Raw genomic sequence first — 25,977 nt, forward strand, 5'->3', positions numbered from 1 at the left:
CCGTAGTCTGAACAGGCCCTAGACCAGCAACCCCGGCAGCCAGGTCGAAAGCCCCGGCACCAAGGCCACCATCAGCGTGCCCAGGAAGATCGCCCCCATGGCCGGCGCCACCGCCTTGGCCACCTGGGCCAGCGGCTTGTTGAACATGGCCGAGGCGAAATAGATGTTCATGCCGGCGGGCGGGCACAAAAAGCCCAGCTCCATGGCGGCCAGGAACAGGATGCCGAAGTGCAGGGGCTCCAGCCCGTAATGCCGCGCCAGCGGTAGCAGCAGCGGCACCAGCACCACGATGGCGGCGTAGATCTCCATCAGCGCCGCGGCCAGCCACAGGAAGGCGCTCAGCGCGAGCAGAAACAGCCAGCGGTTCGGGATGACGCCGGGCACCCACTCCACCGCGCGGTCGGGGATGCCGGCGTCGATGAGGTAGTTCGTCAGCGCCAGCGCCATGCCCAGGATCAGCATCACGCCGCCGATGATCTGCGCGCAGTCCATCAGCGCGCGGCCGAGCTTGGTGAAGCCGAGCTCGCGGTGCGCAAAGGCCGTGGTGGCCATTGCGTAGGCCGCGGTGAGGGCCGCCGCCTCAGTGGGCGTGGCCAGGCCACTGAGCATCGAGCCCACGGCCACCGCCGGCGCGGCCAGTTCCCACTTGGCCGCCCAGAGTGCCGCGCCCACGGGCGGGCGCGTGCCACCACCGCCGGCGGTGCCGCGCAGATAGCCGCCGAACAGCAGCAGGCTGGCCACCATCACCAGCGCGGGCAGCAGGCCGGCCAGAAACATCTGCTGGATCGGCACCTTGACGAGGATGGCCACCAGGATCATCGGCACCGAGGGCGCCAGCAGCACGCCCAGCGCGCTGGCGCTGGTGACGAGGCCGATGCCGCGCTGCTCCTCGTAGCCGCTCTGGCGCAGCAGCGGCAGCAGCAGCCCGCCCAGCGCCAGGATGGTGACGCCGCTGCCCCCGGTGAAGGCGGTGAACACCGAGCACAGCACCGCCGCGGCCAGCACCGCGCCGCGCGGCCCGCTGCCAAAGAGGGCCAGGCACACCTGCCCCAGCCGCCCGGCCGCACCGGTGCGCGCCAGCAGCAGGCCGGCCAGCGTGAACAGGGGCAGCGCCGGCAGCGAGGGGTTGACGGTGATCTGGTAGTGCGAGATGGGCACCGAGGCCAGCGGCAGTCCATCGGTCCAGAACAGCGCCAGCGCCAGCGCGCCCAGCACGGCAAAGATCGGCGTGCCCAGCAGCAGCAGCACGATCAACCCGAGCACGCCCGGAAAGAGCGGCAGGGCACGGCCGTCGAAGGCCCAGCTCAGGCCTGCGCCCAAGAGCGGCAGGCCGATGGCCGCGAGCTCGCGCAGGCCCAGCCGCGTGCTGCAGCGCGAACCGAGCTTGATGCCCAGCAGCGCAAAGCCGAGCGGCATGCTGGCCTGAACCACCCAGATCGGCAGGCCGTAGGCCAGCACGCTGGGCGCTTCCATCTCGCTGGCCACGAAGCGCGCCGCCGCATAGGCCAGCTGGCCGCAGATCAGCGCCGCGCCCCCACGCGTGATGGCCTGCAGCAGCTTCGGGCCGGCGAAGTTGGAGCCGAAGTCGCTGCCCAGCGTGGCCAGGTGGCCGTGGCGCTCGGCCGCCACGGCGCCGAACATCGCCAGCACCAGGCCGAGGTGTTGCACCAGCAGGGCCGCGTTGTCGATGCCAGGGCCGTGGAAGGGCCGCATCGCCATCTCGGCCAGCGGCACGGCCACCATCAGCGCCAGGGCGGCGGCCGAGATCCAGGCTTCGATCTCGCTCAGAAAGCCGGGCAGGCGGCGGTCAGCCGGGGCCATCAGCGCGCGCCGCGGAAGGCCTTGAGCTGCGCCATCACCTCGTCAAAGGTTTCGGCCGGCACCATCTGGCCGCGGATGCGCGGGTACAGGCGCTCGGCCAGCTCGTTCCATTCCTTCATCTGCTCCGGCGTGGGCTTCGTCACCTTCAGGCCGCGCTTGACCATCGCCGCCACGGCCTCATCCACTTCCTTGCGGGCCTGCGCGCGCGTGGCCAGGCCGGCCTTCTCGCCGCCCGTCTTCAGCGCCGCCTGCGCGGCCGGGTTCATGGACTCCCAGGCCTTCTGCGTCACCACCACCGCGCCCACCACGGGGGCCCAGTTCAGATCCAGCATGTGCGGGGCGCTGCTGTAGATCTGCGTGGCCAGCGCGAAGTAGGGCGTGGTGGGCACGACCTGGATCATCCCGGTCTGGATGGCCGGCAGCACGTCGTTGGCCTCCAGCGGCACCGGCGTGTAGCCCAGGCTCTTCATGATGGCCTGCTGCTCGGGCTCGGCGCCCCAGCTGAAGAACTTCTGCTGCTTGAAGTCGTCGGGCCGCGCCGCCGGGTTCTTGGAAAAGAAGCGCACCCAGCCGGCATCGCCCCAGCTGATGACGATGAAGCCCTTGTCGGCCAGGCGCTTTTCCAGCTGCGGGCGCAGCTTCTCGCGCACATGGTCCAGCTCCTCCCAGCTGCGGAACAGCAGGGGCAGGGTCTGCAGCGCGGCCACGCCGGGGTCGATCTCGCGCAAGCCCGCCGCCGAGAGCATCGCCCCCTGCAGCTGACCCACGCGCAGGCGGCGCAGCAGCTCATGCTCGCCGCCCTGGCTGCCGTCGGTGAAGACCACGGCCTTGGCGCCCGCACCCTGCGCGGCGCGCCAGCCCTCCACCAGTTCCAGCAGGCTCTGGTGGTGCACGCTGCCCTTGGGCACCACGGTGCCGATGCGTAGCTGCACCACCTGGGCGGCGGCGGGCAGAGCCAGGCCTGCAAGGCCCAGGGTGGCAAGGCGTCGGTTCAGCATGGCGGTCCTTTCAGAAGCGCTCGTCGAGCGTGTCCAACAGCCACTGCGCGCGCTCGCGCATCACGGCATTGGCCAGGTTGGGGTGCTGCGCGGCCACGGCCAGGGCCTGGCGCAGCAGGGATTCAAAGGCGTCGCGGTCCTGCGTGGCCAGGGCCTCGGCCTGGGCCACGAAGACGCCGGCCTTACGGCCGCCGGCAAGCTGCCGCGCACGCTCGAAGTACTGCGCCGCCTGAGCCGCGCTGCCGCCCGGGCGCGCGGCCTCCAGCGTGCCCATCAGGCTGGCCAGGTCGCCCGCGCCCCAGCTGGGGTCGCGCTGCCAGGCGGCCTGGGCCAGGTGCAGGGCCAGGGGCAGGTCGGCCACGATCTCGGGCCTGTCCTTGGCCAGGCTGATGCGCGCCGCCCAGGCCGCTGCGCCCCAGTACGCCAGGCCCAGCTGATCGGCCTGCAGGGTCGGCACGCCCGTGGCCAGAGCTTGGGCGAAGCCAGACTGCCGGGCCTCGAGCGCACGCAGCGCATGGGCCTGGGCGCGCGCATAAAGGGCTTCAGCGCGCTGGCGCTGGGCCAGCGCGGCCTTGAGGTTCTGGCTCTCCAGGCGCTCGGCCTCGAAGGCCACGAAGGCGTAGGCGTATTGCGTGAAGCCACCGGCCACGGCACCGGCCAATGCGCTGTGGCCGGGCTGCTCACGCAGCACCGATTCGCTCAGCTTCAGGTAGAAGGCGCTGGCCTCGCGCGCGAGCTGGAGGTCTTGCTCCTCGTCCTGACCCTGGGCGGCCAGGGCATCGGCCAGCAGGGCCTGAGTAGAACAGCCGGCCAGGAGGGCCGACAAGGCGAGGGCTAGCAGTGCACGCATGGGGCCCACTGTGCCAGCCCGCTGCAGCAGCGTGTGATCCTTCAGCGCAACAGCTGCAGCCGCCCCTGGCGCAGCAGGTCTTCGACGCCGGCGCGGTCCACGTCCTCGGGCGGCGGCTCCAGGCCGGCGGGCAGCAGCAGGCCCAGGCAGTGCTCGCGCGACTCCTCGCGGGCCAGCGCCAGCGCCACGTCGGCCATGCGCAGCGAGAGCGCCCAGGGCTGTGGGCGCTGCGGGTCCAGCGGCCAGCAGGCGAAGCCAACCGAGACGCCGATCTGCAGCACCTCGCCCCAGGGCAGCGCCACGGGGTGATTGGCCATCGCCGCCCGCAGGCGATGCGCGCAGGCCTGGGCGGCCTGCGCTTCCTCGGCCGGGATCAGCACGGCAAAGTCATCGTCACCCCAGCGCGCCAAGCAGTCGCCCTCGCGCTGGGCCAGCGTCAGGCGCGTGGCCACGGCGCCCAGCACCAGGCTGCCCACATGCTGGCCGTAGCGCTGGTTGAGGGCTTCGAAATCGTCGATGGCCAGGCGCACGAAGGCATGGCGCGGCGGGTGGCCGCGGCGCTCGCCCCAGGCCTTGACCATGCGGTTCAGGCGCTCTTCGAGCGAGCGGCGGTTGCTCAGGCCGGTGAGCTTGTCGGTCTCGCTCAGGCGCTCCAGCTCGGCGTAGGCGTCCACCACCGCGTGGTGCTGGATCTGCAGGGCCTTTTGCAGGTCTTCCAGCTGGGTGCGGGTGCTGCGCAGCTCGGTCTGTGCGTCGCCCAGGGTCTCATTGCGCTCGGCCAAGCGCTGCTCCAGGTCCAGACGCTCGTCGTGCTGGCGCTGGGCGGCGCGGCGCAGGCTGCGAGCCAGCTGGCCGAGCTCGTCGCGCCGGCCCTCGGGCAGCGCGGGTTCGCCTTCGGCCAGGGCAGTGAGTTCGCTTCTCTCGCGGCTGGCCAGGGCCTGGCTGGCGCGCAGCAGCTGCTGCAGGGGCTGCAGCACCTGGCCTTGCAGCAGGCGGTGCAGCATCCACAGCTCCAGGCCCAGGGCCAGCAGGGCCAGGGGCAGCAACACGGCCAGCAGCTGGCGCAGCGGCGCAGGCAGCGCCGGCTCGGGCTCCAGGCTGACGAGCCACCAGCCCGGCCCTTCGATGCGGACGGCGGCCAGGCGCTGGCCGGCCAGGGTGTCGTCGCCCTGCACGAGCAGTTGGTGGGTGCCCCCGCGCGAGGCCGTGGCCAGCAGCCCGGCCAGGCCGGGGCGGGCGGCAGCGCCCAGCAGCGGCGTGCCGTCCGGGCCGTACAGGGCCAGCGTGGCACCGGGGCGCAGCTCGGCCTGCAGGGGGGCGAGCAGCGGCGCCAGGCGCAGATCGCTGCCCAAGCGGGCCAGCAGGCGGCCTTCGGATTCGATCGGCGTGGTGCGCGTGAGCAGCCAGCCACCGGTCAGCGGGTCCAGAAAGGGCGCGGACCAGCCCTCACCCGGCAGCTCGGGCGCACGCGGAATCGGTCGTCCGGGCAGATCGCCGACGCGGTAGTCCTCGGGGCCAAACAGGTAGAGCGTGGCCTGCACCGGCCAGGCCGGGCCGAAGCGGCGCACGAGGTCGATGGCCAGGGTCTGGCGGGCGTACAGATCGGGCTCGGCGGCGGGCGACCAGCGCCGCAGGTACTCGGAGCGCAGCGCCTGCTGGGCGTGGTCGAGCACCAGGAACTGGCTGCTGGCACTGGCGGCGCGCTCGCGCACCAGGGCCTGCAGCGCCTCGCCCTGCTCCTGGCGCAGGCTGCTGCGCAGCAGGGCGCCGGCGGCCAGCAGCATCAGCAGCAGCAGGGCGGCCAGGCGCAGGCCCAGCGGCAGCAGGCTGCGCCGGGCCAGACCTTCGCCCGCGGCGACGGGGGCTTCGGGCAAGCCGCTCAGCTCCCGCGCGCCAGCATGGCGGAGGGAGCGGTGATCTTGGCGTCGTAGGGCAGGCGCAGCGTCCAGTTCAGGCGCGCCAGGATGCGCCGCACATAGCTCTGCGTCTCGGCATAGGGCGGTACGCCGCGGTAGCGCTCCACGGCGCGCTCACCCGCGTTGTAGGCCGCCAGCACCAGCTGCACATCGCCCTGGAAGTAGGCCATCAGCCAGCGCAGATAGGCCATGCCGCCATGGATGTTCTGCGCCGGGTCGCGCAGGTTCTTGACCTTGAAGCGCGTGGCGGTGTCGGGAATCAGCTGCATCAGACCCTGGGCGTTTTTGGGCGATTCGGCCAGGGGGTTGAAGTTGCTTTCGGTGGCCATCACCGCCAGCACCAGCTCGGGGGCGAGCTGGTAATCGGGCGCCACCAGCTTGACGAAGCGCACGATGGGCTCGGGCGCATTGGGCGGAATAGGCAAGGGCACGGCACGTGCCGGCTGGGCCGCCTTGGCCTGCGGCGGGGCGGGCAGCTCGGGCGGCGGCGCGCGCAGGCAGGCCGGGGGCTCGCCCAGCGGCGTGCCCAGGGTCTTGGCCATGTTCTGCGCCTGCTCCAGGCCCTGTTCGGCGGCGGCGGCAAAGAGGTGGGCGGCCTGGGCGTCGTCGCGCTCGATGCCGCGGCCATTGGTCAGCATCCAGGCCAGGTTGTACTGGGCCAGGGCATCACCATGGCGGGCGGCGCGGCAGTAGAGCTGGGCGGCGCGCACCGGGTCGCGCAGGCCGCTGTCGCCATGCTCCAGGGCCTCGGCCTCCTGGCGCCAGCGCTCCACCTGGGCGGGCACCACCGGACCGGCCTCGGCCGGCGGGGTGGCCGGGCGCGGCGGCTGGTCCAGGCTGAGGCTGGGAATGGCGGTGGTGGCGGCCAGCAACCCGCCCGAGGCGAGCAGCGTCAGCAACGATGTGACGAGACGTTTCACGATGCCGGCGAGTGTAGAAATCGGCCCCAGGGCCCTGCCCCCCGCGAGTGGGCGAGCCGCCCACCCGGGCGCCGTGAATCCGTCACGGGGCAGGCAGGCTTGCGCGCAATCCATGCCCGATCACTCCCGCCACACCGCCAGCAGGCTGCCCAGCTTGGCGCGCAGCGGCAGGCGCTCGTCCGAGAGCGCGTCGAGAAAGTCCGACAGGCGCTTGCTCTTGACGATGGTGTAGGCCGTCAGCCAGAGCGTGGCGCCGAGCGTGAGCCCGAACACGGCCAGGCGCTGCCACAGCGGCGAGTCGGCCTCGGCCAGCAGGTTCATGCCCAGGAAGCCGGTGGTGATGGTGCCCACCAGGCCGAAGATGGTGACGACCGTGAGCCGCACCACGGTGTTGGCCTGGCGGCGCACGTTGTCGGTTTCCAGGTACTGCGCCATGTCCTCGATGCGCTGCTTGACCTCGGCGTACAGCGGCTGCACCTCCAGGTGCTGCAGCAGCAGGCGGTGCAGCGCACGCGCCTGCACCTGCTCGCTCACGTCCAGAAACCAGTAGCGGTGCGTGAAGCGCAGAAAGCCCTCGAAGCAGGCGCGGATCTCGCGCTTGAAGATGCGCACGTTCTCGACGTCGCCGATGTTGAGCCGGCGCAGCGCATCCACCAGGCGGTCCGAGAACATCAGCAGCGCGGCCTTCTGGAAGTGCACGAGCAGGAAGAGCATGAAGTGCTGGTGGCGGAACTGCGCCAGCACGCCGCGCTCACGGTGCGTGAAGAAGCTGGCGCGCGCGCTGCCCAGCACGACCAGCGCATGGCCGCAGCTCAGGTAGCGGGTGTAGGGCGCGGCGCCCTGGCTGCACCAGAAGCGATCCCAGCAATGGCGCGCCTCGAACTCGGCCAGGTGCTGCTCGCCGTAGGGCAGCTGGCCATCACCGGCGCCGCACACCAGCCCCAGGCGTACGAAGTCGGCACGGCTCAGGCGCTGCGGGTCGTCCAGCGCCAGATAGGCCATCACCGGCATGCGGTAGTACTCCACCTGGCGGTAGCGCAGCGGGCCGCTCTTCTCGCCGTGGTCGGGCACCAGGGGTTCCAGCAGCCAGGCCCAATGGCGCGCAATACGCGGCGCGCGGCGTTGCTGCACATGCGCAATGAAGGGCTCGCGCTCGCGCGTGTCCGATTCAGCCAGCACGCGGCCCTCGGCATCCAGGAAGCGGCTCTCGGCCAGGCAGTGCAGGGGCAGGCCGCGTTCGTCCCAGCCGGCCGGGTAGGCGCGGCCCAGGCGGTACAGCAGCTCCTGCGCCTCGGGCAGCGGCAGCTGCTCGCCGCGCAGCTCCACATTCAGCAGCACGGCATCGATGTCGTAGAAAAAGATCAGGTCGATGTGCACGACCTGCAGGCGCAGCGGGGCGCGGCCCGGTTGCGTCACCACCTCGAAGGCCGCCACGTCGTACCGGCGGAAGGTCTTCATGCCGGATTCGCCCAGGCAATCGTCGGCCTGCTGGGGCGAGCGGCCCTCGCCGAACAGCACCCGCTGCACATAGGGCAGAAAGGTCAGGAACTCCTGGTAGTGGCGCTCGTGGAACTTGTCGGGCTCGCCGGTGTATTCGTCCTGCAGCTCGCGCCAAGGGGAATCGGTCTGCGCCTGCAGCCACTCCCAGGGCCGACGCGAACGCGCCGCCGCGCCACTGCGCAGCAGGCGCAGCGGCCACAGCAAGGTCTGGTGCAGGGTTTCGACCTGGACGGGCGGCGTGGACATGCCCCCGATGCTGCCGAGGCGGCGCCGCCACAGGCAGCGCGCAAACCCGCCCTTGCGCGCCGCAGCCCGTGGCTATGCTCAAGAGGCCATGGCGCTTGACCTCCCCACCCTGACGCTGTTGCTGCCGCTGCAGCTGCTGGCCCTGGCCGCGGTGCTGCCGGTGCTGACCGGCTGGCGCGGCAGCCCGGCGCTGCGCTGGGCCCAGGCCAGTCTGTGGGCGCATGTGGGGGGCTGGGTCTTCCTGCTGCTGGGCGAGCGCGTGGCGCCGGTATTCGGGCTCACGCTGTCCTACTTCCTCGTCGGTCTGAGCCTGGTGCTGTGCCTGCGCGCGCTGCAAGGCTGGCTGGGCGGGCGGCCCGGCATGCGCTGGGCCTGGGCGCTGCTGGCGCTGGAGCCGCCGCTGCTGCTGCTGGGTGCCGAGCAGCCGCTGATCCGCCAGGGCGCGGCCAATGCCTGGCTGGCGCTGCTGCAGGCCCTGCTGCTGCTGGGCCTGGCCTGGCGCACGCCGCGCGCCCCCGAAACCAGCCCGCGCTGGCGCGCCGTGATGGCCGCACCGCTGGCCCTGCTGTTCGTGCTGACGCTCTGGCGCGCCGGCACCGGCCTGCTGGAGCCGGCGCTCTACCCCTCGCTGCGCAGCGATTCGCTGTTCGCCCGCAGCTACCTGCTGGTGGCCCTGCTGGGCGCCAGCCTGGGCGCGATGGCCTACCTGGCCGCCTGGCGCGGCGAGGCCGAGGGCCGGCTGCGCCACCAGGCCAAGACGGACAGCCTGACCCAGCTGGCCAACCGCCGCGCCTTCGACCAGCGCGGCAACGAAATGATCTCGGTGGCACGCCGCCACCGCGAACCCCTGGCGGTGATGCTGCTGGACGTGGACCACTTCAGCCAGGTCAACAACCTGCACGGCCATGCCCGGGGCGACGAAGCCCTGGGCCTGCTGGCGCGCCTGCTGCGTGCTGCCGTGCGCCCGGGCGACTGCGCCGCGCGCCTGGCCGGCGAGGAGTTCGCCGTGCTGCTCAACCGCAGCGAGGGCGAGGGCGTGACGGCCTTGGACCGCCGCCTGCGCAGCAGCCTGGCCGAGCACGCCGAGAAGGAGCTCGGCTTCCCGATCGACTACAGCGCCGGCTGGGCCCTGCTGCGCCCGGGTGACCGCCATGTCGAGGACATGCTGCGCCGCGCCGATGCCGGCCTGTACACCGCCAAGCATGGCGGGCGCGGGCGCCTGTGCGCCGAACCGGGGCTGCTGCCCGAAGATTCATGAACGACAACCTGGTGGATGAATGCCGCGGCCTGGACCTCTGGACCGCCGACCCCGCGCTGCGCGAGCGCCTGGGCGCCGATGCCGAACTGGCACGCTACGGCGCGCTGATCGGCAGCCCCACCGCCTTCGACTGGGCCGAGCAGGCCAACCGCCGCCCGCCCGAGCTGCACACCCACGACGCGCGCGGCCGCCGCGTCGACCGCGTGGACTTCCACCCGCATTGGCAGCGCCTGCTGGCGGCCATCCGCGCGGGCGGCTTCATCGCCGCGCCCTTTGAAGGCGGCAGCTGGGCGCACGCGGCCGCAGGCTTTTATCTGCACGGCCAGGTGGAGGCTGGCAGCCTGTGCCCAGCCACGATGACGCAGGCCGGCATTGCCGTGCTGACCCGCCACGCGCCCACGCTCTACGCCGCGCTGCGCGACGGCCTGCACAGCCGCGCACATGACGCCACCGACCGACCGCTGGCCGAGAAGGCCGCGTTGTGGATCGGCATGGGCATGACGGAGAAGCAGGGCGGCTCGGACCTGCGCAGCTGCGCCAGCACCGCCACGCCGCTGGGCTGGCGCTGGCAGGGCGCGCCGGCCTATGCAATCGACGGTCACAAATGGTTTTTCTCGGCGCCGATGTGCGACGCCCATCTGGTGCTGGCGCGCACGGACGAGGGCCCGAGCTGCTTCCTCGTGCCGCGCTGGCAGCTCGACGGCAGCGCGCTCAACGGCGTGCGCATCCAGCGCTTGAAGGACAAGCTGGGCAACCGCAGCAACAGCAGCTCCGAGGTCGAGTTCCACGCCAGCCAGGGCCTGCTGGTCGGCCCGCCGGGCCGAGGCATCGCCATCCTGGCCGAGATGGCCGGCTTCACGCGCCTGCAATGCGTGGTGGGCAGCGCCGCGCTGATGCGCGCCGGCCTGGTGCAAGCCCTGCACTGGGCGCGCGGCCGCTCGGCCTTCGGCAAGTTGCTGATCGACCAGCCGCTGATGCAGCAGGTGCTGGGCGACCTGGCCATCGAGAGCGAGGCCGCGCTGCAGCTGATGCTGCGCCTGGCCGAGAGCTTCGACGCCCGCGATGACGACCCCGTCGAGCGCGCCTGGGCACGCGTGCTCACCCCCGCCGCCAAGCTCTGGGTCTGCAAGCGCGCCCTCGCCGCCACGGGTGAGGCGATGGAGGTGCTGGGCGGCAACGCCTATGTCGAGACCGGCCTGCTGGCGCGCCTGTACCGCGAGGCGCCCGTGAACAGCATCTGGGAAGGCAGCGGCAATGTGATGGCGCTGGATGTGCTGCGCGCCGCCCAGCGCGAGGCGCCAGCCCTGCAGGCCTGGTTCGACCAGCTGGAGCCCGCACTGGACGCTCCCGAGCGCGCCCGCGCTGTCACCCTGCGCAAGGCCCTGTTCGCAGCCGATGCCGAACCCCAGGCCCGCATGCAGGCCCAGGAGCTGGTGCTGCTGGCGCAAGCCTCGCTCTTGCGCGAACGCAGCCCGGCCACAATGGCGGCGGACTTTCTGTCCAGCCGCCTGCACCGGCCAGGCGGGATGTTTGGCGCCAGCCCCTTGGCGCATGCGCGTGCGCACCTGGAGCGCGCAGTTCAACTTCCATGACCCAACGACTTGCTGTCTTCGGTGACCTGCTGGATGTCACCGCGCCCTGTCCTGCCGACGCCGATCTCGACACCCCGCCGCCCACGGTGCGCTGGCGCCCGAAACACTGGCTGCTGATCGAGAACGGCCGCATCCAGGCCATCCAGCCCGAAGCCCCCGACGCCAGCTGGCCGCGCGACGAGCGGCCCGGTCGGCTGATCCTGCCCGGCTTCATCGACACCCATGTGCACGCGCCGCAGCTGGACGTCATCGCCAGCTACGGCACCGAGCTGCTGGACTGGCTGAACCGCTACACCTTCCCCGCCGAGCGCGCTTGGGCCGACCCGGCTGTGGCGGCCGCGGGCAGCGCCCGCTTCCTGGACCAGCTGCTGGCCCATGGCACCACCGCCGCCCTGGTCTTCCCCACCGTGCACAAGTGCAGCGTCGACGCCCTCTTCGGCGCGGCCGAGGCCCGCGGCATGCGCCTGATCACCGGCAAATGCCTGATGGACCGGCACGCCCCCGACGGCCTGCGCGACACCGTGCAGGAGGCCGAACGCGACAGCATCGACCTGATCCAGCGCTGGCACGGCCAGGGGCGCAATGCCTACGCCCACACCGTGCGCTTCGCCCCCACCAGCAGCGAGGCCCAGCTGGATCTGGCCGGTGATCTGCTCGCGGCGCATGCGGGCAGCTATCTGCAGACCCATGTGGCCGAGAACCGGGCCGAAGTGGAGTGGGTGCGCCAGCTCTTCCCCACGGCGCGCAGCTACCTCGGCGTGTACGAGCAGCACCGCCTGCTGGGCCCGAACAGCACCCTGGCCCATGGCATCTGGCTGGACGAGAACGACCGTGCCGCCCTGCGCGCCACGGGTTCCGTCATCGCCCACAGCCCGACCAGCAATCTGTTCCTGGGCAGCGGCCTGTTCGACTGGCGCGGCCGTGCCGCAGAAGGGCTGCGCCTGTCCATCGCCAGCGATGTGGGCGGTGGCGTGAGCCTGTCCATGCAGCGCACCCTGGCCGCCGCCTACCAAGTGGCCGCCCTTCAGGGTCAGCGCCTGGACGCCTTCACGCTGCTGCACGCGGCCACGGCCGGCAATGCGGAGTCGCTAAACCTTGGCGCCGAGATCGGCCGGCTGGAGCCCGGGCTGATGGCGGACATCTGCTGCTGGCGCTGGGCCGATGAGGGTTCGGTGCTGGCGCATCGGCTGTCGATTGCCGGCTCGCTGCATGAGCGGCTGTTTGCGTGGCTCATGTTGGGGGATGAGCGCTTGCTGGAAGAAGTGTGGGTGGGCGGGAGCGCTTCAACGGGGCAAATTTGAAGAACATGAACGGGGAGTAGTGATGCAGTTCGAAGGGACGGTGAGCAGTTGGAATGACGAGCGTGGATTCGGCTTCATTACCGCCCGCCAGGGTGGACAGGAGATCTTCTTTCACATCAAAGCGTTCCAAGGACGCGGAGCTCGCCCGCTCGCAGGACAGCCTGTGCTGTTCGACATCGAGCTCGGGCCGCAAGGTAAGAAGCGTGCGTCGCGGGTTGAGCCCGTGCGTCAGCGTTCAGTGCGGCCTACAAGTGCAAGGGCATCAGCAGCGCAGTGGGGAACAGCAACGCTCTTTGCACTGCCAGCCTTCCTGGTGCTCACAACCGCAATTGCAGTCTTGTGGGGTCTTCCACGCTGGGTCCTGATCGGTTACGCATCACTCATCCCGATCACGTTCTTTGCTTACTCCCATGACAAGGCGCAAGCGCAGTCAGGTGGACGACGTGTATCTGAGAGCACTCTGCATGCTCTGGCAGTTCTGGGAGGCTGGCCCGGCGGGCTGCTTGCACAGCAGCTGCTTCGCCACAAATCAGTGAAGCGCGAATTCAGGCAAGTGTTTTGGACCGTTACTGTGATCAACGTTCTGACACTGATTGCCCTGTGCTCACCTTGGGGCCAGCAGCTGCTGCAGCTCTGATATGCAGGCCCGAACTCTCGCCCTCGCCCTGATCCGCGCCTACCAGCGCTGGATCAGCCCCCACAAGGGCTTCGTCTGCGCCCATCGCGCCCAGCTCGGCGGGCCGAGTTGCTCGCAGGCCGGCGCACGGCTGATCCAACGCCGGGGCCTGCGCCGCGGCCTGCCCCTGCTGCGCGAGCGGCTGCTGCGCTGCGGCGCGGTGCATCGGGCAGCCCAGGCGGCGCCGCGCTACCGGCCCCTCCATGCCCGGGGCGATTGCGATTGCGGCGTCCCCGATCTGGACTGCGGCCCCTGCGATGGCTGTGACGCCTGCGATGCCTGCGACGCCTGCGATCTGTTCGACCGCAAGAAGAAGGATCGGCGCCGGGAGGACCGCGCCAAGAGCCGCCTGGCGTCACGCCGCTGACACATTCGCGACACGGCGCTGTCATGCGCCGCACCCAGCATCCCGGTCACACACAAAGACCGAAAGACGACGATGCTGGCCATCCAGACCCAACCCGAACTCCGCCCCGCCGCCCCGGCGGGCAAGCTGCAAGTCCACTGGGCGCAGCACCAGGACGAGCTGCGCGAGGCGCAGCGCCTGCGCTACGAGGTGTTTGCCCAAGAGCTGGGCGCGCGCCTGCGCCCCCCGCCCGGCACCCCGGCCGGCCACGATGCCGACCTCTTTGACGCGCACTGCGAACACCTGCTGCTGCGCGCCGAAAACCCCGACGGCAGCGCCGGCCCGGTGGTGGCCTGCTACCGCCTGCTCAGCGCCGCAGCGGCGCGCCGGCTGGGCGGCATGTATGCCGACAGCGAGTTCGACCTGACCCGGCTGCGCCATGAGCGCCATCGCATGGCCGAGATGGGCCGCGCCTGTGTGCACCCCGACTACCGCCGCGGCCCGGCCCTGCTGCTGATGTGGGGCGCGATTGCCGACTATTTGCAGCGCCAGAAGCTGGACCTGCTGATTGGCTGCGCCAGCGTGGACGCACGCGATGGCGGGAGCCGCGCCTGGACGCTGTGGAACCAGCTCGCCGCCCAGCACCTGGCGCCGATCGAATGGCAGGTGCGCCCGCGCGACCCCCTGCACCCGGCCCCGGCCCATGCCGGCGCGGTGGAGACGCCGCCGCTGCTGCGCGGCTACCTCAAGGCCAACGCCAAACTGCTGGGTGCGCCGGCCTGGGACGGTGAGTTCCGCTGCGCCGACTTCCCGCTGCTGCTGCGTCTGGCCGATCTGCCGAGCAGCTACCGCCGCCGTTTTCTGGCGAACTGAATCAGCCGGGCCAATGCGCCTGGTTCACCGGCGCCACCGCCGGGTGCTGCTCCAGGCGCAGCAGGAAGGCGAAGAACTCTGGCCGCGCCTGGCGCAAATGGGCGCGGCTGCCGCTCCATTTGGAGACCACCACGGCCAGGAAGTCGAGCGCGCCGGGCTGCGCGCCGCTGAGGAAGGGGCTCGCGGGGAACTGGTCGGCGAAGAGCTCCCAGGCGCGGTGCAGCTGGGCGCGTGCGGCCTGGCGCACCGCCTCGCAGGCGGACTTGCTGGTGGCGCTCGTCCAGCGCTCGGGGTAGTCGCCCACCGAGATGGCCGCGTAGCAATTGGCGGCGATGAACACCAGGCCGCGCATGGCCTGGGCGCGCGCGGAAGCGTCCGCCGGCAGCAGGCCGCTGGCCGGGTGCTGCAGGCCCAGGTGCATGAGGATGGCGGCGCTCTCGGTCAGCACCGAGCCGTCCTCCAGCACCAGGGTGGGAATCTGGCCGAGCGGGTTGATGGCGCGCAGCGCGTCCAGGCCCGGGCCGGGTTCCCAGCTGGCGGCGCGCACGAGCTCGAACGCCAGGCTGGCCTGGTGCAGGGCCATCTCCACGGCAGCGGAGCCGGAGCCGGGGCAGCCGTAGAGCGTGAGCGGTGTCATCGCACCAGTTGCAGCAGGCGGCCGGAGTCGGTGAGGAACCAGATCGAGCCATCGGGCGCCAAGTCGACATCGCGCACCCGCTCGCCCTCAAAGATGCGCTCGCGCAGCAACTCGCGCTCGCCCTGGTAGCGCAGGCGCCAGATGGCCTGGCCGGCCAGCGCGCCCATCAGCAGGTCGCCGCGCCACTCCGGGAACATCGGGCCGTCGACGAAGACGATGTTCGAAGGCGCCACGGAGATCGGCACCCAGAAGCTCAGCGGCTCGACGAACTGCGGGGCATGGGCGCCGCCGCCCAGCTGGCAGGCCGGCCCGGGCGGATCGCCGTAGTTGCAGCCGTAGCTGCGCAGCGGCCAGCCGTAATTGGCACCGGCGCGGGCGATGTTGATTTCGTCGCCGCCCTGGGGGCCGTGCTCGCTGACCCAGAGCGCGCCCGTCTGCGGATGCAGGGCCGCCCCCTGCGGGTTGCGGTGGCCCAGGCTCCAGATGCCCGGCAGGGCGGCGCCGGGCCAGACCGGGTTGTCGGGCGGCAGGCTGCCGTCGCGGCGGATGCGCACCACCTTGCCCAGGGTCTGGCGCAGGTCCTGCGCGGGGCTGCCCAGCTGGCGCTCGCCCAGGGTGATGAAGAGGGTCTTGTCGCGCCCGAACACCAGGCGCGAGCCGTAATGCCCGCTGCCGCCCACCTTGGGTTGCTGGCGAAAGATCACCGCCAGTTCGCTCAGGCCCGTCGCGCCCAGCCGGGCCCGCGCCACCGCCGTCCCGGCGCCGCCCGCGCCGGGACGGCGTAGCTGAAATAGATCCAGTTCTCGCCAGCGGCGAAGTCCGGGTCGACCGCCACATCCAGCAGGCCGCCCTGGCCGCTGGCATCCACGGCGGGCAGCCCGCTCAGCGCCGCCTTGCTGCGGGCATCGGCGCTCAGGCGCCAGAGCCGCCCCGCCTTCTCGGTCAGCAGCCAGTCTCCCCCGGGCAGACGCGCCAGCGCCCAGGGGGACTGCAGGTCGCTGCGCAGGGTGCGGACGGTGGGGGTAGCAGCTGGGGCGGGAGCAGGTCCCGGAGTCGGAGCGGGTGCGGGCGCAGGAGTCGGGGCCGCTGCAGTGGAACCACCGCCCCCGCATGCCAACAGGCTGGTAAGCAGCAGCGAAGTCCCGACCCAGGCGACAACGTGCGGATCGGACACGGCCGAGCTCACACGGAGAAGGAAAGCCCGATCAGCACCAGCAACGCCGCACCGGCCAATCCGACCCCCAGCACGGCCACCACCAGATGACGGCGCAAGCGACGCCTACGGCGTTTGCGATAGGTCGGGCTGGCGGCCACGGGGTTGGGAGTCGGGCTGGGGCTGGTCATGGCGTCTGAATTTAGCCACTCGGATGATGGCAGATTGCGAGCGTTCGCCAGCAGGCTGGGTGCAATGCACGGGTTGCCCCTTGCTTGTGCCGGCCCAGCCCCCTGGCTACCCTGGGTTACCCCCAAGGAGGATGACCGCCATGGCAGCAGACGCCCGCATCGCTTCGATCCGCACCCTGGCCCTGCTGGGGCCCTCCGGGGCCGGCAAGACCACCCTGGCCGAGGCCTTGCTGCATGCCGCCGGCGCCCTGCCCGCTGCCGGCGCGGTGGAGAAAGGCAATACCGTTTCCGACCACGACGCGCTGGAGCGGCGCATGCAGCACTCGCTGCAAAGCAGCCTGCTGCACTTCGAGCACGCCGGCCTGCGCGTGCACCTGATCGACACCCCGGGCGCGCCGGACTTCACCGGCCAGGCCCTGCCGGCGCTGGAGGCGGTGGAGACCGCCGTGGTCGTCATCGACGCGCAGCGCGGCATCGAGCTGATGGCCCAGCGCATGCTGGATGCCGCCAAGGAGCGCGGCCGCGACCGCGTCATCGTCATCAACAAGATCGACGCCCCGGGCGTGAACCTGCCGGCGCTGCTGGAGCAGATCCAGTCCGCCTTCGGCAAGGAATGCCTGCCGCTGAACCTGCCGTACCAGGGTGGCGTGGCCGACTGCTTCTTCCAGAGCAGCGGCGCGAGCGACTTCGGTTCGGTGGAGGCCGCGCACCGCGCCCTGGTGGAGCAGGTGGTGGAGGTGGACGCCGCCTTCGTGGACCGCTACCTGAACGACGGCGACGTGCCGGCCACGGAGTTGCATGCGCCGCTGGAGCAGGCGCTGCGCGAGGGGCATCTGATTCCGGTGCTGTTCTGCGCCGCCAAGAACGGCGTGGGCGTGGCCGAGCTGCTGACCGTCATCGACAAGCTGCTGCCCAACCCCGAGGAAGCCAACCCGCCCGAGTTCCTGAGCGGTGAAGGGGCCGAGGCCAAACCCGTGAAGGTGAGCCTGGACCCTTCCGCCCATGTGCTGGCCCATGTGTTCCAGGTGCGCGCCGACCCCTTTCTGGGCAAGCTCGGCTTCCTGCGCGTGCACCAGGGCACGCTGCAGAAGAACATGCAGCTCTACGTCGGCCACGGGCGCAAGCCGGTGCGCGTGGGCCATTTGTTCGCACTGCAGGGCAAGACCCAGGTGCCGCTCGACAAGGCCGGCCCGGGTGAGCTGTGCGCCGTGGCCAAGCTGGACGAGCTGCACCCCGACGCCGTGCTGCACGACGCCGCCGAGGACGAGCACATCCACCTCGCCCCGCTGGCCGTGCCCACGCCGGTGCATGGGCTGGCCATCGCCCCGGCCCGCCATGGCGACGAGCAGCGCCTGTGGGACGTGATGCACCGCCTGGTGGAGGAAGACCCCTGCCTGAAACTGGAACAGGCCGCGCAAACCAACGAGACCCTGGTCTACGGCCTGGGCGAGCTGCACCTGCGCGTGCTGCTGGAGCGGCTGAAGGAGACCTTCAAGTTCGAGGTCAAGACGCAGCCGCCGCGCATCGCCTACCGCGAGACCATCAGCGCCTACGCGGAAGGGCATTACCGCCACAAGAAGCAGAGCGGCGGCGCCGGCCAGTTTGGCGAGGTCTGGCTCAAGGTCGAGCCGCTGCCGCGTGGCGCGGGCTTCGAGTTTGTCGATCAGGTCAAGGGTGGCGTCATACCCACCGCCTTCATCCCGGCGGTGGAAAAGGGCGTGCGCGAGGCCTGTGCGCTGGGCGTGGTGGCCGGCTACCCGCTGGTGGATGTGAAGGTCATCGTGTTCGACGGCAAGCACCACAGCGTGGACAGCAAGGAGATCGCCTTCGTCACCGCCGCCAAGAAGGCGCTGCAGGTGGCGGTGAAGGAAGCGCGCCCGGTGGTGCTGGAGCCCATCGTGCAGGTGGAGGTGCTCACGCCCGAGGCCGCGGTGGGCGATGTTTCGGGGGACCTGGCAAGCCACCGCGGCCAGGTGACCGGCACGCGCGCCGCCGTGGCCGGCCAGCTGGTGGTGCAGGGCCTGGCCCCGCTGGCCGAGCTGGCAGCCTTCCAGACCCGGCTGAACGCCATGACCAGCGGCCAGGCCCGCTACACCCTGGCACTCAGCCATTACGACCCGGTGCCGCCCAACACGCAGGCGGCGCTGGCGGCGGCCTACAAGGTGCAGGACGAGGCGGAGTAGACCTAGCCCAGCACGGCCCAGTGGTTGCCGGCTGAAAGGCCCGCGGGCCAGCGCAGCATGCGGCCGGGCTCGGCCGCATGCCAGCGCGCCAGCCCCAGGCCGCCGCCAATGGCCACGCCCAGGCCATCGGCCAGCGGCCACAGCCCGCAGGGGTTCTGCACCTCGCCCACGGCCAGGAACTCGGCCGGCTTGTGCGGCTGCCAGAGCAGGATGCGGTTGGCCTTCTGCGCCGTCAGCACGAAGCCGCCATTGGGGCCGGCGGCCACGTCGCCGGCATAGCCTTCGGCGGGCTGCCGGGTGGGGATTTGCAGGGACTGGCCATCCCAGACGGCTAGCAAGGGCGCCTCGCGGCGCTGCCCCGGGTCGTCGTGCTCGGCCTGCAGGCCGATGCCCAGCAGGCGCGACCCACCGGCCAGGGGCTCGTTCCAGGCGATGTGGTGCGGGCTCAGGCGGGCATCGGGCAGGCGCCACTCGCCCAGCTTGTCGCCGTTGCGCGGATCGAGGTGCACCAGCACCGGGTCCATGGCGTCCAGGTCGCGCTTCTTGCCGCTCGCCGTGCGGGGGATGCCGCCATTGGCCACCAGCAGCAGGCCGTCTTCGTCCACCAGGATCTGGTGCGGGTCGATGCCATGCGTGCGCTGCTGCGCGGCGATGCGCAGGTCTCGGGCATCGCGCACGCTGACCCAGCCGGCCCCGGTCGCGCGCTCGGTCTCGCCGGTGTAAAGCCACTGGCCGTCCGCGCTGGCGATGACATGTCCGTCATGCGTGCGCTGGCGGCCGTCCGCCTCGGTGCTCAGCACCTGGGCCAGCTGGCCCTCGCCGTCCACCCGCGCCAGCCAGGTACCCGGCCGGGTGGCCACGGCCAGGAAGCCGCCGCCCGGCTCCGGCACGATGGCGTGTGGCAGCGAGGGCACGGTATGGGCTGCCTCGATGGCCACCCGGCCCTGCGCCCAGTCCACCCGCAGCACGCCCACCTGATGCTCGCCACCCTGCAGCAGCCAGCCCCCGGCCACCCGCAGGCTCTCCCCGGTCGCGACCGCGCGGGCCAGCGCGCCGCAGGCGGCCGCACTCAGGCCGGCACTCAGACCGACGCCCAGTTGCAGCAGAAATTTCCGTCGTTCCATAAAGGTCCTCAACACCTCGGTAATTCAGGTGATGGACCCTAAATTAAACGCGAATCATTCGCATTGACCTGTAACAAGGATGCGAATGCCAGTCGTGGCTGCGGTTCAGACAGGCGGGTCAGACAGGCATTCAGTCAGGGGCACCAGCCCCTGAGCTGTTCAGAGCTTGAACACCCGCACCGTCTCGGCCAGCTGCGCGGCCTGCTGGCGCAGGCTGTCCGCCGCGGCGGCGCTTTGCTCCACCAGGGCGGCGTTCTGCTGGGTGCTGTGGTCGATCTGGTCGACCGAGCGGCCGACCTCGCCGATGTCCTGCGCCTGGGCACGCGAGGCGCTGCTGATCTCGCCGATCAGCGAGCCCACCTGCTGGATCTGCTGCACCAGGGCTTCCATGGTGCGGCCGGCCTCATCTACCAGGCGGCTGCCGTGTTCCACGCGGTCCACGCTGGCGCCGATCAGACCCTTGATCTCGCGCGCGGCACCGGCCGCGCGCTGCGCCAGGCTGCGGACCTCGCTGGCCACCACGGCGAAGCCCCGGCCGGCCTCGCCGGCACGTGCGGCTTCCACGGCGGCGTTCAGGGCCAGGATGTTGGTCTGGAAGGCGATGCCGTCGATCACGCCAATGATGTCGCCGATGCGCTTGGAGCTGGTGCTGATCTCGGCCATCGTGGTGACCACCTGCCCCACCAGCTGACCGCTGGCCTCGGCCACGGTGGAGACGGCTTCGGCCTGGCGGTTGGCTTCGGCCGCCGTGTCGGCATTGGTCTGCACGGTCTGCGCCAGGCGGCCCATCAGCTGGGTGGTGGACTGCACATGGCTGGCCTGCTGCTCGGTGCGCTGGCTCAGGTCCGAGTTGCCGTTGGCAATCTCCGCCGAGCCGGTGGCGATGGAATCGGACGCCTGGCGCACCGTGCCCACCACCTGCGCCAGGCCCTGCTGCATGGTGCCCAGCGAGGCCAGCACGCTGCCTTCACGCGCCTGCTCGGCGCCGGGCACGGGGCTGAGGTCGCCCGCCGCCACGCGCTGCGCGGCCAGGCCGAGCCACGGAAGTTGATGGCGTGGCGCTGGATCTGCGCATGCAGCTCGGCGTTGGCGCGCAGGGCGTTGTCAATCACCCGCACCTTCCACATCGCCACCATGGTGACGGCGGCCAGGATCAGCAGGATCAGTCCGAGCCCCAGGTAGAGCCGGGTGGAAACCTTGAAGCGCAGCATCGACATCTCTTCCCCTTCAGGGCTTGGCTAGACGGGGATGGAACGCATCGATTTCTATTGAGCTTCGAAGTTCAATAGTTCACAACAAGATTCAAAAAGGAAGAACCCCGACGGCATCCTTTCGTGGTGCGGACGGGGTTCTGCATGCGCCGGGCACTGCGGCACCCACCGTCCGGGCGGGTGCGCTGATGGCAATCCGGGGGTTCTGGAGGCCCGCGCTCAGGCCACCTGCACCTCGATGCGCCGCGGCTGAGCGTGGGCGGCCTTGGGAATGCGCACACGCAGCACGCCGTGGGCCAGTTCGGCGCTGACCTGGTTGGCGTCCAACTCCTTGCTGAGCGTGAAGCGGCGGCGGTAGCGCTGCAGGTTCACTTCGACATGCGAGGGCTGCAGCTGGGCCGGGGCGGGCAGCACCAGCTCGCCCTCGATGCTCAGCTGGTCGCCGTCGACGCGCAGCTGCAGGTGCTCCTTGGGCACGCCGGGCATGTCGGCATACAGGGTGATACCGGTGGAGTCCTCCACCACATCCACCGGCGGCAGCAGGGCGGCCTCGGCTTCGGCGCTGCGGGCTTGCAGCTCGCTGGGGTTCTGGGTTTGGGTCAGTTCACTCATGTTCAGCTCCCGGTTCACTGGATTTCGATGCGGCGCGCCGGTGTGGCGCTGCGGCGCTTCACACTGATGTGCAGCAGGCCGTCGCGGTAGCTGGCGCTCACGGCGTTGGGGTCGATGTCGTCGGGCAGGCTCACCACGCGGCGGAAGCGGCCGGCGAAGCGCTCGCCTTGGTGCAGGGTGGTCTTCTCGTCGCTCTTCTCGGGCAGGGTGGGGGCGCGTTCGCCGGCAATGCTCAGCACGCCGCGGTCCAGGTCCACCTTGATGCTGGCCGGCTCCAGGCCGGGGGCAAAGGCGTAGACCTCAACGGCCTCGGGGCTGCTGCCCACGTTCAGCGCCGGATAGCCGCCGCGGCTGATGCCGCGGATGCTCGGCGAAGGTTCAAACACGGAGCTCAGATCGCGCTGCAGGCGCTCCAGCTCCGACAACAGATCGCGTGCAAACAGGCTGCGGTACATGCTCGGTCCTCCTCAGAAATCGGTGCCTGGTCGGCCCCGGATGTCTGCGCAGATGGGTTGACCCGGCGCAAGTTCAAGAGCCCCGCGCCGCGCGAGCATGGGGCTTGAAGACGCGCCGCCCCACCCCCAGTTCCTGCGCGCAGGAAGGAGCTTCTGCATGGAGTTCAAGGACTACTACGCCGCCCTCGGGGTGGCCCGCGACGCGCCGCAGGAGGCCATCAAGAAGGCCTACCGGCAGCTGGCGCGCAAGTACCACCCGGACGTCAGCCAGGAACCGGACGCCGAGGCGCGCATGCGCGAGGTCAACGAGGCCTACGCCGTGCTCTCCGACCCCGAGCGCCGGGCTGCCTACGACCAGCTCGGCAGCGGCGCGCCGCGCCAGGGCGAGCCCTTTCGCCCGCCGCCGGGCTGGGACGCCGGATTCGAGTTTGGCGACGGCGCGGGCTTCGACCCCGGCGCGGGCGACTACAGCGAGTTTTTTTCCGAGCTGTTCGGCCGCATGGGAAGAACAGGCCGCACCGCCCGCCCGGGGACGCAGCGGCCGCAAGGCAGCGCCCGCGGCGAAGACCACCATGCCAAGGTGCTGCTGGAACTGGACGACGCCTGGCTGGGCGCCACCCGGCGCATCACCCTGAAGGCGCCGGAGCTCGACGCGCAAGGTCGGCTGCACCTGCGCGAACGCACGCTGGAGCTGAAGATTCCGCTGGGCGTGAAGCCCGGCCAGCTGATCCGCCTGGCCGGCCAGGGCGGGCCAGGCCTGGGCGGCGCCCCGGCGGGGGATCTGCTGCTGGAGGTGCAGTTCGCGCCGCACCCCCGCTTCCGCCTGGACGGCGGCACCCTGGTGGCGGAACTGCCCCTGGCGCCCTGGGAGGCCGCGCTGGGCGCGGTGGTGCCGGTGGACCTGCCGGCCGGGCGCAGCGTGAAGGTGCGCGTGCCCGCCGGAGCCCAGAGCGGCCAGCGTCTCAGGGTGCGCGGCCAGGGCCTGCCCGGCAGCCCGCCGGGCGACCTGGAGCTCAAGCTGCGCGTGCTGCTGCCCAGCGGCCTGGAGCCGCGCGCCCGCCAGCTGTACGAGGAAATGGCCCGCGTGCTGCCCGACTTCGATGCCCGCAAGCAGGCCGCCGCCCTGGCTCCGGAGGCCGACGCATGAACACCCTGCTGCACGCCCTGTTCGCCGAGCGCGAGCTCGACCTCGACACCCTGTGCCGCCTGGCCGATGTGGATCTGGCCTGGATGGACACGCACGCCAGCCTGCTGCACCCGGCCGCCAGCGACGCCTGGCTGCTGGCGCGAGTGCGCCGCCTGGTCTGGCTGGAGCGCGAGTTCGATGCCGTGCCGGAGCTGGCGGCGCTGGTGGTGGACTTGGAGGAGGAGTTGCGGCGGCTGCGTGGCGGCTGAATCAACCCTGCGGGGCCGGCCGCCATTCCGGTGCCACCCCGGCCTGCCAGAGCGCCAGGCCCGCGGCATCGGCCGGCAATTGCAGCTGCACCCGTCCGTCGGCTCCGATCAAGGCGCTGCCGCCGAAGCCATCGCGCTCGGGGTGGTTGATGGAGTTGGCCCAGTTGCACTGCAGCAGCGGCGCCGCGCTGGCGCGCGCGCGCGCGCGCGCGGCGGGCAGGTAGTCCACTTCGTCGGCCGCACGGCGGATGAAGCTGGGCCAGAGCAGCAGATCGGGCCGCAGTCCGGGCAGACCGGCGGGGTAGTCCAGCACCTCGCGGCAGAACACGGCGCTGAGCGCAAGGCCCGCCAATGGCCAGCTGGCGCGCGCCGGGCCGGGTACGAACAGCGTGGCCTCGCTGGGCGTCAGGCCCTGCTTGGTGATCAGGCCCCGGTACCGCCCCTGTTCGTCCAGCAGCAGCAGGGCGTTCTGCCACTGCGACTCGGCGGCCCAGGGCAGGCCCACAGCGCACGCAATGCGAAGGCGCGCGGCGGCCTGCGCCACCTGGGCGACGGCGTCGTCCAGGCGCGCCGGGTTCAGCTCAGCCCGGATGCCGCGGTGGAAGCCGGGCAGCGCCAGTTCCGGAAAGACGCAGAGCTGGGCACCGGCTTGCGCGGCGCGCGCCAGCTCGGCCAGGATGCCCTGCACTTGCCCGGCCCCATCGGGGCGCATCCGCATCTGCACCAGGGCGATGCGTGCTGCCGCTGGCATGGGATTCAGCGCCCCGGTGCCGAGGCCGGTCGGGCCTTCTGCGCCAGGCGCTGTGCGCGCAGCGTAGCCAGCAGCCACTCCTTGCTTGTCTGGGCGGCTGCGGCCCCGCACTGCACCTGATAGGCCTTGCCGCTGCTGCTGCTCTGCGTGGCCGCCTGTTCGATGAACTGCTCGGCGCTGGCCACCGTGCCGCGGTCTTCGAGATAGGCCAGCTTGCGCAGCATGTGCTGGCGTGCCTCGTCGGCGCTGTGCCAGCTGCCGTTGCGCTGCAGCCGGCATTGCTGGCGCTGCAGTTCGCCCAGCAGGCCGTCGATCTCGGCGCGCACGGGCGGGGCGGTGGGCGCGGCGCTGGCGGGCAGGGCCAGCAGCAGCGCCAGTGTGGCGATCAGTCTTTGCATCGTTCGGTATAGAAGGAGTGCGGGCAGGCGGCGTGGTACTGGGCATCACCCCCGATGGACACCTGCTCGCCCTCGCGCACGCGGCGGCCCTCGGCGTCCAGGCGCACATTGAAGCTGGCCTTGCGGCCGCAGCCGCAGACGGTCTTCAGTTCCTCGATCTGGTCGGCCAGCAGGCCCAGCGCGGCCGCCCCTTCGAAGCCGTTGCCCTGGAAATCGGTGCGCAGGCCGTAGCAGATCACCGGCACGCCCTGCAGCACGGCCATCTGGTGCAGCTCGCGGACCTGGGCGGTGGTCAGGAACTGGGCCTCGTCGATCAGTACGCAGGCGGTGTCGGGGGGCAGATCGGCGGCGCTGAAGCGCAGGCCGGGGTGGAAGGTGCGCGCCGGGCGCTGAAGGCCCAGGCGGGTGCCCACCACGCCTTCACCGTAACGGTCGTCCAGCTGGGCGGTGTAGATGGTGACGCTGCGCCCCAGGCGCTCGTAGTTGTGGGCCACGCCCAGCAAGGCCAGGGTCTTGCCGGCGGCCATGGCGCCGTAGCGCCAGAAGAGCTTTGCCATCGCTTGTGCTGCGGGAGGGGTTCGGAAGGGCGCGGATTGTCGCGGCCACTCCACGCCGGCTCCGGCCTCGCGCTTGGTCAACGAAATGCAAATGCGATTTGTTCGCATTTGCGTTAGAGTTCGGGCATCGGTTGTTTCCCGGTTGTGTATTCGCCGTCGCTGCCATGTCCACGCTGGCCCTGCCTTCGCTCTCCTCGCCCCAGCCCTCCCGTGCGCCCGCTGCACCCGCTGCGCCCACGCCCGTGGTTGCCGCCCCCATGGCGCGGCCGATGCCTGATCTGGCCTGGCAGCCGGCCCGCCGCAGCCGCGCCGCGGCCCTGGTGACGCTGGGCCTGCACCTGCTGCTCGGGCTGGCCTTGCTGCAGGCCGGGCGGACGGTGGTGGCGCAGATGGCTCCGGCGCCGCTGCAGGTCAGCCTGCTGCAGGAGCGCCAGCGCCCACCCGAACCACCACCAGCCCGGCAAGCCCAGCCCCAAGCCCTGCCGGTGCAGCCGGTGCTGGCGGTACCACTGCCCGAGTTTGAAACCGCCGCACCCAGCCCGCGCGCCGTGCAGGTGGTGGTGCAGGCCGCCGCCCCCGCCCCGGCCGCCGCGCCCAGTCTGGAGGCTCCCAGCAGCACGCCGCAGATCGCCCCGCAGCCGCCGCAGCCCAAGACCGTGGCCGCCAGCGCGCTGCGTTACCGGGTGGAGCCGGCCGTAGAGGTGCCGCTGCTCTCGCGCCGCGCCGGCGAGCATGGCCGCGTGGCCCTGCGCGTGGTGTTTGACCCCCAGGGCCGCCCGCGCGACATCCAGCTGCAGCGCAGTTCCGGCTTCGCGCGCCTGGACGCGCAGGCACTGGAGGCCATGAAGGTTGCGCGCATCACGCCCATCGTCGAAAACGGCCGCGCCATCGAAGTGATGGCCGTGGCCTGGCTGGAGTACGAGCTCGACTGAGCGAGCTCGGCCCGCCCCCTCCCCTTTCCCCCATCCAAACCGCCACCTCGGCGGTCTGGGCCTCGCTTTGCTTCCTTCCTT

The 25,977-nt window shown here is 71.4% G+C and carries 25 protein-coding genes and 1 pseudogene; 10 read left to right on the forward strand and 16 right to left on the reverse strand.

Features of this window, described 5'->3' with window-relative positions; genetic code table 11:
* Window positions 1-18 precede the first annotated feature (18 nt).
* From ACE3QP_RS13495 to ACE3QP_RS13520, 6 genes are all read right to left on the reverse strand, one after another.
* Window positions 19-1,821: a TRAP transporter large permease subunit gene (locus ACE3QP_RS13495; protein WP_374436824.1), complete on the reverse strand. Its 1,803-nt coding sequence runs from the start codon at window positions 1,819-1,821 to the stop codon at window positions 19-21.
* Complete coding sequence (gene dctP / locus ACE3QP_RS13500) at window positions 1,821-2,819, reverse strand: TRAP transporter substrate-binding protein DctP (protein ID WP_374436826.1); 999 nt, start codon at window positions 2,817-2,819, stop codon at window positions 1,821-1,823. The genes ACE3QP_RS13495 and dctP overlap by 1 nt, the downstream gene beginning before the upstream one ends.
* Window positions 2,820-2,829: 10 nt before the next feature.
* Window positions 2,830-3,669 carry a TRAP transporter TatT component family protein gene (locus ACE3QP_RS13505; protein ID WP_374436828.1) on the reverse strand — a complete coding sequence of 280 codons (840 nt, stop codon included), beginning with the start codon at window positions 3,667-3,669 and terminating at the stop codon, window positions 2,830-2,832.
* A gap of 41 nt (window positions 3,670-3,710) precedes the next feature.
* Window positions 3,711-5,543 (reverse strand): GGDEF domain-containing protein, encoded by a 1,833-nt coding sequence (locus ACE3QP_RS13510; protein ID WP_374436829.1) that lies wholly within the window; start codon window positions 5,541-5,543, stop codon window positions 3,711-3,713.
* 5 nt (window positions 5,544-5,548) lie between these two features.
* Entirely contained in the window at window positions 5,549-6,505 is a 957-nt protein-coding gene (locus ACE3QP_RS13515) for a lytic transglycosylase domain-containing protein (protein WP_374436831.1), read from the reverse strand.
* A gap of 120 nt (window positions 6,506-6,625) precedes the next feature.
* Window positions 6,626-8,251 carry a hypothetical protein gene (locus ACE3QP_RS13520; RefSeq protein WP_374436833.1) on the reverse strand — a complete coding sequence of 542 codons (1,626 nt, stop codon included), beginning with the start codon at window positions 8,249-8,251 and terminating at the stop codon, window positions 6,626-6,628.
* Between the two features lie 88 nt (window positions 8,252-8,339).
* Here ACE3QP_RS13520 and ACE3QP_RS13525 point away from each other — a divergent pair, with 88 nt between their 5' ends.
* The 6 genes from ACE3QP_RS13525 (at window position 8,340) to ACE3QP_RS13550 (ending at window position 14,297) form a co-directional block, all read left to right on the forward strand.
* A complete protein-coding gene (locus ACE3QP_RS13525; RefSeq protein ID WP_374436834.1) occupies window positions 8,340-9,509 on the forward strand; it encodes a GGDEF domain-containing protein in 1,170 nt (389 codons plus the stop codon).
* A complete protein-coding gene (locus ACE3QP_RS13530) occupies window positions 9,506-11,101 on the forward strand; it encodes an acyl-CoA dehydrogenase family protein (protein WP_374436836.1) in 1,596 nt (531 codons plus the stop codon). Before ACE3QP_RS13525 ends, ACE3QP_RS13530 begins: the two co-directional genes overlap by 4 nt.
* Window positions 11,098-12,402: a guanine deaminase gene (gene guaD / locus ACE3QP_RS13535; RefSeq protein ID WP_374436837.1), complete on the forward strand. Its 1,305-nt coding sequence runs from the start codon at window positions 11,098-11,100 to the stop codon at window positions 12,400-12,402. Before ACE3QP_RS13530 ends, guaD begins: the two co-directional genes overlap by 4 nt.
* Before the next feature lie 22 nt (window positions 12,403-12,424).
* Window positions 12,425-13,039 (forward strand): DUF1294 domain-containing protein, encoded by a 615-nt coding sequence (locus ACE3QP_RS13540; RefSeq protein ID WP_374436839.1) that lies wholly within the window; start codon window positions 12,425-12,427, stop codon window positions 13,037-13,039.
* 1 nt (window position 13,040) lies between these two features.
* The gene (yidD, locus tag ACE3QP_RS13545) at window positions 13,041-13,445 is read left to right on the forward strand and encodes a membrane protein insertion efficiency factor YidD (protein ID WP_374436841.1); all 405 of its coding nucleotides are present in this window, start codon (window positions 13,041-13,043) and stop codon (window positions 13,443-13,445) included.
* Between the two features lie 72 nt (window positions 13,446-13,517).
* A complete protein-coding gene (locus ACE3QP_RS13550; RefSeq protein WP_374436843.1) occupies window positions 13,518-14,297 on the forward strand; it encodes a GNAT family N-acetyltransferase in 780 nt (259 codons plus the stop codon).
* 1 nt (window position 14,298) lies between these two features.
* Here the strand turns inward: ACE3QP_RS13550 and ACE3QP_RS13555 are convergent, their stop codons facing one another.
* From ACE3QP_RS13555 to ACE3QP_RS13565, 3 genes and pseudogenes are all read right to left on the reverse strand, one after another.
* Window positions 14,299-14,934, reverse strand: a complete 636-nt coding sequence (locus tag ACE3QP_RS13555) for a glutathione S-transferase family protein (RefSeq protein ID WP_374436845.1) — start codon at window positions 14,932-14,934, stop codon at window positions 14,299-14,301.
* Window positions 14,931-16,120: pseudogene (locus tag ACE3QP_RS13560) on the reverse strand (PQQ-dependent sugar dehydrogenase). The gene ACE3QP_RS13555 and the pseudogene ACE3QP_RS13560 overlap by 4 nt, the downstream one beginning before the upstream one ends.
* A complete protein-coding gene (locus ACE3QP_RS13565) occupies window positions 16,117-16,278 on the reverse strand; it encodes a hypothetical protein (RefSeq protein WP_374436846.1) in 162 nt (53 codons plus the stop codon). Before ACE3QP_RS13565 ends, ACE3QP_RS13560 begins: the two are co-directional and overlap by 4 nt.
* Before the next feature lie 131 nt (window positions 16,279-16,409).
* On the opposite strand from ACE3QP_RS13565, the gene fusA reads away from it, so the two are divergent.
* Window positions 16,410-18,461, forward strand: coding sequence for an elongation factor G (fusA, locus tag ACE3QP_RS13570; protein ID WP_374436848.1), 2,052 nt, complete (start codon window positions 16,410-16,412; stop codon window positions 18,459-18,461).
* A gap of 2 nt (window positions 18,462-18,463) precedes the next feature.
* Here fusA and ACE3QP_RS13575 read toward each other — a convergent pair whose 3' ends face one another.
* From ACE3QP_RS13575 to ACE3QP_RS13590, 4 genes are all read right to left on the reverse strand, one after another.
* Window positions 18,464-19,585, reverse strand: a complete 1,122-nt coding sequence (locus tag ACE3QP_RS13575; protein WP_374436849.1) for a DUF1513 domain-containing protein — start codon at window positions 19,583-19,585, stop codon at window positions 18,464-18,466.
* A gap of 159 nt (window positions 19,586-19,744) precedes the next feature.
* Window positions 19,745-20,602 (reverse strand): methyl-accepting chemotaxis protein, encoded by an 858-nt coding sequence (locus ACE3QP_RS13580; protein ID WP_374436850.1) that lies wholly within the window; start codon window positions 20,600-20,602, stop codon window positions 19,745-19,747.
* A gap of 413 nt (window positions 20,603-21,015) precedes the next feature.
* Window positions 21,016-21,408, reverse strand: a complete 393-nt coding sequence (locus ACE3QP_RS13585) for an Hsp20/alpha crystallin family protein (RefSeq protein ID WP_374436851.1) — start codon at window positions 21,406-21,408, stop codon at window positions 21,016-21,018.
* Window positions 21,409-21,422: 14 nt separating this feature from the next.
* Window positions 21,423-21,863 (reverse strand): Hsp20/alpha crystallin family protein, encoded by a 441-nt coding sequence (locus tag ACE3QP_RS13590; protein ID WP_374436852.1) that lies wholly within the window; start codon window positions 21,861-21,863, stop codon window positions 21,423-21,425.
* A gap of 157 nt (window positions 21,864-22,020) precedes the next feature.
* On the opposite strand from ACE3QP_RS13590, the gene ACE3QP_RS13595 reads away from it, so the two are divergent.
* On the forward strand, window positions 22,021-23,010 hold the full coding sequence (locus ACE3QP_RS13595) for a DnaJ C-terminal domain-containing protein (protein WP_374436854.1): 990 nt from the start codon (window positions 22,021-22,023) through the stop codon (window positions 23,008-23,010).
* Complete coding sequence (locus ACE3QP_RS13600) at window positions 23,007-23,258, forward strand: MerR family transcriptional regulator (RefSeq protein WP_374436856.1); 252 nt, start codon at window positions 23,007-23,009, stop codon at window positions 23,256-23,258. Before ACE3QP_RS13595 ends, ACE3QP_RS13600 begins: the two co-directional genes overlap by 4 nt.
* Window position 23,259: 1 nt before the next feature.
* Here ACE3QP_RS13600 and ACE3QP_RS13605 read toward each other — a convergent pair whose 3' ends face one another.
* From ACE3QP_RS13605 to ACE3QP_RS13615, 3 genes are read right to left on the reverse strand one after another with little or no spacing between them, the layout of a single operon-like run.
* Complete coding sequence (locus tag ACE3QP_RS13605) at window positions 23,260-24,009, reverse strand: nitrilase-related carbon-nitrogen hydrolase (RefSeq protein ID WP_374436858.1); 750 nt, start codon at window positions 24,007-24,009, stop codon at window positions 23,260-23,262.
* Window positions 24,010-24,014: 5 nt separating this feature from the next.
* Window positions 24,015-24,407 (reverse strand): DUF5329 family protein, encoded by a 393-nt coding sequence (locus tag ACE3QP_RS13610; RefSeq protein ID WP_374436860.1) that lies wholly within the window; start codon window positions 24,405-24,407, stop codon window positions 24,015-24,017.
* Window positions 24,395-24,964, reverse strand: coding sequence for a thymidine kinase (locus ACE3QP_RS13615; protein WP_374436862.1), 570 nt, complete (start codon window positions 24,962-24,964; stop codon window positions 24,395-24,397). Before ACE3QP_RS13615 ends, ACE3QP_RS13610 begins: the two co-directional genes overlap by 13 nt.
* Window positions 24,965-25,128: 164 nt before the next feature.
* Between ACE3QP_RS13615 and ACE3QP_RS13620 the strand changes: the two genes are divergently transcribed.
* A complete protein-coding gene (locus tag ACE3QP_RS13620; RefSeq protein ID WP_374436864.1) occupies window positions 25,129-25,896 on the forward strand; it encodes an energy transducer TonB in 768 nt (255 codons plus the stop codon).
* Window positions 25,897-25,977 lie beyond the last annotated feature (81 nt).

The sequence above is a fragment of the Inhella sp. genome (assembly GCF_041912635.1).
GTDB lineage: Bacteria > Pseudomonadota > Gammaproteobacteria > Burkholderiales > Burkholderiaceae_C > Inhella.

Excerpts from the sequence above, each read along its gene's own strand:
- ACE3QP_RS13495 (WP_374436824.1), bottom strand. The coding sequence starts at position 1,821 with ATGGCCCCGGCTGACCGCCGCCTGCCCGGCTTTCTGAGCGAGATCGAA.
- dctP (WP_374436826.1), bottom strand. The coding sequence starts at position 2,819 with ATGCTGAACCGACGCCTTGCCACCCTGGGCCTTGCAGGCCTGGCTCTG.
- ACE3QP_RS13505 (WP_374436828.1), bottom strand. The coding sequence starts at position 3,669 with ATGCGTGCACTGCTAGCCCTCGCCTTGTCGGCCCTCCTGGCCGGCTGT.
- ACE3QP_RS13520 (WP_374436833.1), bottom strand. The coding sequence starts at position 8,251 with ATGTCCACGCCGCCCGTCCAGGTCGAAACCCTGCACCAGACCTTGCTG.
- ACE3QP_RS13525 (WP_374436834.1), top strand. The coding sequence starts at position 8,340 with ATGGCGCTTGACCTCCCCACCCTGACGCTGTTGCTGCCGCTGCAGCTG.
- ACE3QP_RS13530 (WP_374436836.1), top strand. The coding sequence starts at position 9,506 with ATGAACGACAACCTGGTGGATGAATGCCGCGGCCTGGACCTCTGGACC.
- guaD (WP_374436837.1), top strand. The coding sequence starts at position 11,098 with ATGACCCAACGACTTGCTGTCTTCGGTGACCTGCTGGATGTCACCGCG.
- ACE3QP_RS13540 (WP_374436839.1), top strand. The coding sequence starts at position 12,425 with ATGCAGTTCGAAGGGACGGTGAGCAGTTGGAATGACGAGCGTGGATTC.
- yidD (WP_374436841.1), top strand. The coding sequence starts at position 13,041 with ATGCAGGCCCGAACTCTCGCCCTCGCCCTGATCCGCGCCTACCAGCGC.
- ACE3QP_RS13550 (WP_374436843.1), top strand. The coding sequence starts at position 13,518 with ATGCTGGCCATCCAGACCCAACCCGAACTCCGCCCCGCCGCCCCGGCG.
- ACE3QP_RS13555 (WP_374436845.1), bottom strand. The coding sequence starts at position 14,934 with ATGACACCGCTCACGCTCTACGGCTGCCCCGGCTCCGGCTCCGCTGCC.
- ACE3QP_RS13565 (WP_374436846.1), bottom strand. The coding sequence starts at position 16,278 with ATGACCAGCCCCAGCCCGACTCCCAACCCCGTGGCCGCCAGCCCGACC.
- fusA (WP_374436848.1), top strand. The coding sequence starts at position 16,410 with ATGACCGCCATGGCAGCAGACGCCCGCATCGCTTCGATCCGCACCCTG.
- ACE3QP_RS13575 (WP_374436849.1), bottom strand. The coding sequence starts at position 19,585 with ATGGAACGACGGAAATTTCTGCTGCAACTGGGCGTCGGTCTGAGTGCC.
- ACE3QP_RS13585 (WP_374436851.1), bottom strand. The coding sequence starts at position 21,408 with ATGAGTGAACTGACCCAAACCCAGAACCCCAGCGAGCTGCAAGCCCGC.
- ACE3QP_RS13590 (WP_374436852.1), bottom strand. The coding sequence starts at position 21,863 with ATGTACCGCAGCCTGTTTGCACGCGATCTGTTGTCGGAGCTGGAGCGC.
- ACE3QP_RS13595 (WP_374436854.1), top strand. The coding sequence starts at position 22,021 with ATGGAGTTCAAGGACTACTACGCCGCCCTCGGGGTGGCCCGCGACGCG.
- ACE3QP_RS13600 (WP_374436856.1), top strand. The coding sequence starts at position 23,007 with ATGAACACCCTGCTGCACGCCCTGTTCGCCGAGCGCGAGCTCGACCTC.
- ACE3QP_RS13605 (WP_374436858.1), bottom strand. The coding sequence starts at position 24,009 with ATGCCAGCGGCAGCACGCATCGCCCTGGTGCAGATGCGGATGCGCCCC.
- ACE3QP_RS13610 (WP_374436860.1), bottom strand. The coding sequence starts at position 24,407 with ATGCAAAGACTGATCGCCACACTGGCGCTGCTGCTGGCCCTGCCCGCC.
- ACE3QP_RS13615 (WP_374436862.1), bottom strand. The coding sequence starts at position 24,964 with ATGGCAAAGCTCTTCTGGCGCTACGGCGCCATGGCCGCCGGCAAGACC.
- ACE3QP_RS13620 (WP_374436864.1), top strand. The coding sequence starts at position 25,129 with ATGTCCACGCTGGCCCTGCCTTCGCTCTCCTCGCCCCAGCCCTCCCGT.